Origin of the sequence: Chitinophaga sp. (assembly GCF_035564935.1) — a bacterium.
Classification (GTDB): Bacteria; Bacteroidota; Bacteroidia; order Chitinophagales; family Chitinophagaceae; genus Chitinophaga.
In genome coordinates this window covers 1-4,269 of the sequence record NZ_DATMTE010000587.1, presented here as the reverse complement: position 1 = coordinate 4,269, position 4,269 = coordinate 1, and the positions used below count along the sequence as shown (strand labels likewise).

2 protein-coding genes are annotated in these 4,269 nt (G+C 42.6%); both read right to left on the bottom strand.

Annotated features, from left to right (window positions below; all coding sequences use genetic code 11):
• Positions 1–3,814, bottom strand: a 3,814-nt coding sequence (locus VN105_RS14960) for a PAAR-like protein (protein WP_325642260.1), incomplete at its 3' end; no start/stop codon positions are given.
• Positions 3,815–4,027: 213 nt separating this feature from the next.
• On the bottom strand, positions 4,028–4,269 hold a 242-nt coding region (locus VN105_RS14955), incomplete at its 5' end, for a hypothetical protein (RefSeq protein ID WP_325642259.1).

Below are 4,269 nucleotides of genomic sequence, written 5' to 3'. Positions count from 1 at the left end.
GAAAATGATCTTGGTGTACGTTGGTAGAAAGCCCAATTGTATTACTGATATTTTTGTTATAGGCGAAATTGTTTTTGAATCCCCATCTGAAGGCGATACTGAGTATGTTCTCCAGCACCTTCAAAAACTCGCGCTCACTCCCATACGCCAATTTAGCTTCTGTCCACAACACTGATCCTTTCCTGTTTGAGCTTCCGGGATACCTGATATCAATATTGTTACCATGAATATGCCCTTTATGTCCTATGTTCCTTGTATCGCTCGCGGAGATATCATTAAAGTAGAGTTTATCCTTATACCCGTTTCCGGGAAGTGCGTAAAAGAATCCAAGCAACGGGGCAGCAATTGCCGGGGCTATAAAGTTATCATCACCTCCGTCGCGGTCACCATATCTTCCCCAGTTAGGGCCGGTTTCAGGGAATGGTAACAGGCCATGGCTGTTTTTTTGAAGCACGAATGTTTTAATAAGCTTGCCTGTGTTGTATAGGTCGTACCTATATTGATTGGAGGCAGCATTTTGTGCTGCAAGTTCGTAACTGAATTTATCTATTTTAATGATATACCTGTTTGATACATCAGTCGCGACCTGTTTATACAGGCAGTCTTTTGTTCTGAATAAAACAGACGACTTCAACTCAAAGAAACGTTTCTTTTCTGTGTGGGCTCTTTTCCCGTCTGAAATAGTGTCCAGGCCTACTGCCTTACTTATTTTGCTGGTTACTTCTGTATTGCCGTTTGCAATGCACGCCAGTCCTTTCCATTTCCAGAAGGCCATCGATGAAAGAACCGCTATTTTTATATCTGTGGCTACGAGTTCCGGATGCAGCAGAATATCTGCATTTTCTTTCCGGGTAAAATTATTTGCATAAGTGTAGGCATTTCTGCCGGTAAGCTGTATAAGGCCACGACCCCGGAAATTCCATCCATCTCCTTTTTGTGTGTTGCCTAATGTTTTCCCTTTTACAGTACCAGGTCCATATACATAGTTAGCGATATACCGTTGATTTTCTTTTGTTACACCCGGATGAGCAGGTTTTCTAACAGGTCTGCCCCATTCTTTCGCTTTTATCCTGCCCTCTGCTGTTCTGAAAGGAGGAAAATTTTTATCCAGGTCGGCCCAGTACCAGTTGAAGCTTTCGCCCTCTTTAATGTTTAAACGTCCGCCACATTCAATGGCTACCTGGGCAAAGAAATGGGCCTTATTCCAGCAGGTGTTCATACCGGTTGACTCCATAAACCTGCTATAGGTAGCTGCGGCAGCCTGCAGGTCGTTGATGTTTGCATAAGGGAATATTTTAGCCAGTTGCTCAGTAGTAACCGCCTCATTACATCTGGGGCAGTCAATATCCGGTTCATCGGATGGGAGTGGCTCGCCAAGTATTACCGGTGCATTGGCCCTGGAATGCCGGTTCTTCAATTTGTTGAACCAGTCCGACAGCTTTATATGTTGATAGTAGCTGATGTTATCCGGATCCAATATATTTCTGTCGGCTATTTCATGTGGGTAGAAATATTTTCCGGATGGGGATTTGATGACTACATAAAAGCAGCGGAGAAAGCCATCTTCCAATATGTTACCTGATTTCAACCGCTTTGAGTTTATCAATGCGTTTGCTGTTCCGTAATCATTTACCAGGAACTTATCGCTGAAAAGATGCCTGTCTTTTTCCTGGTACCTGTTTTCCCATATCTCGAATAATAATTCCTTTCCCGGAAGATTGATGGTTTGAACATGCATGCGGAATTGCTCTCCGTATTTATAAACTTTATATGCCGGATTATTATGCTGGTCATAAAAATGTACTGACACCACGTTTCTTTCTGCATTCACTGAGAGATATAATCTTTTTTCCTGCATTCGTTTATTACTTTGGTTTTGAGGAACCCAATATTTTCTTCCATCACAGGTGATCGTTTTCATATCGGCGAACAGGATGCAGTTGGAAGAACAAGGGATCGCAAACAGGAGATCAAATGTATCCCATTCAAAGCTGGTATCTGTTAAGAATGATTTCAGGCTGTGTATACTGATATCAAGTTGTAATTCTCCATTAGCATTAAAGCTATATGCCCCCAGGTTTTTTACATGATGCATACGGTTCGCGGGGTTTACCTGAAGCAGATGTAATGGCATTTTTTCATTTGCCGCGTCCGTGCTATTGATCACTAAACGGATTAATTCCTGCCAGCCTGCGGATGCTTTACATATGAATTGTTCATCTGTAAAACACCACCGGTTAATAGTAGCTCTTACTGCATTTATCTTTATATATTTTTTTGAATTATTAAGATGGGCGCTGATAATAAACGCTCCTTCCTCTGCTATGAAAGCATTTGGTAATGTAGTGGAATACGCTCCATAAGGTTTCCAAAGAACTGGTCCATCCAGTGTTTCGTTATAGTCCATCAATGTTTGTGCAGTTACCGTATATTGTTTCCCGGTAATCCAGTTGGTGGCGCCATTTGCCACCAGGATCTTTACAACTTCATTCCTTTTTACTTCAAAATGCCAGGCGCCTTGTTCAATTGTATAGTTTTCTCCTTCCACAGCTGTAACAGTATATTTCCCGGGAATACTAAAATGGATATTGCCGTCAAGTGTGATAGAAGGCCCTTTGCCTACCGGCTTGCCGTTCAGTAACCATTGAATAGTTGTTAACTTGGCCGGTGGCAGCATATTGTATACCGTTTCCGAAACATGAAAGTTCATATCTGTCCGGGGTCTTATTATATGGGTCGATTCCTTGTTGACAACAGATATGGCGCCTGCTTTTTTAGTACCGAGTTTTTGTACAACGGGCTTATCATCAGCCATCCACGCTGAAACAAAGTAGGTGGCAGATACATTGGGAGGAGTAAAACAGATTTTATCGCTGCCGGCAGTTGCAATGATGTTCCTGTTGTTATCAGTTACCTGCATACATACCGTTGCTCTTTCAGCTGCTGTGGGAGGCATAATTTTGTAAACGGCTTTAACACAAACAGTAGTTCCGTATTTCGCGTATCCGGGATTATCGTTTATAATAAATTCATTTTCAAGATCATTATTATCAACATGCAGATCAATATAGCACCCCTCCTGCAATTCTCCATAAGCCATCACCCGGTAGTTACCAGGTGTATCGAATGAGAATAATAAGTCAAATCCCCACGATTCAATCCATGTGCAGCTTTCGGCGGCCTCCTGCTGCCGGAGTATTCTCCATCTTATTTTTAAATCATCTGCAATAGTATAATCATTATCGCATTCAACTTCAAATAACACAGGCTCATTGATCCGTACAGGAATTACTTTATCCTTTTGCTTTTCGCTGTTGAATATCACCGGGGGATTGCGGCTGTCAATACGTAAAATGATGGCGCGTACAACAGGATTTGTTGGGCGTAATTGCTGTTGATTGGCCAATGGATTTAACGCAGATGTGGAAGCTGCTGTACTTCCCCGAACACCCTGATCTGTGACAAATGCCGTTTGACCATGGTGCAGGATGCTGATACATGTACTTCCCGATACAGCACAGAGGGCAGTACTATGCTCCGTTAGTATTTTCCCGCCATTGGAAAGCGTAATGCCGGGCAATGCCTCTTTCCATTGAAGGATATTGGGAACACAGGAAGTGTGCGTGAGCGCACACACACCAAATGCACCCGGCATGAAGGGATTGCCGGTTTCAGCGGAACTGGCAACGGCTTTGAGGCTTCCCCCGGCATCGTTCATGTATTCGCCATTTGCGTCTACCCGGATACTGCCAAGGGTACTGCCGAAGTTGCATTTGCATAAAGCGCCATGCACTACAAAATGTTTGTCGGCCATTTTGGATATGATTTTTTATTTTTCAGGGTTATGAATGATGACATCTTTATAGAATTTTATTCCATTTTTCCGGCCATTTATGATGACAGATTTTGCCGAATGAAGGAACAGTTTTCCGCTGCTATGCCAGCGGATACTTTTCCCGGATGCTGTATATTTTTTGCAGATCACCAGTATGCTCCCTGCCGTGGTATTACGCATAAGATGCTGTTTTTAGAATAGTTTTGTTTTCTCCGTGCTTTTTATGCTGACAGACTTTTCTGAACTGATCTGCAGATCTTCCCTGGAGCTGTCGATATTTATTTCTTCTGCATGTTCTTCTATTTCTTTTGCCTGTATGTTTATATTTTCCAGGGCTATTTTGGTGATATTGGTGGCTGTTAACTGATAGTCGTTTACAGTGTATTGATAAAAACAGTTGCCGGCATGCTGAAGGATGTCTCTCCCTGCTGAGT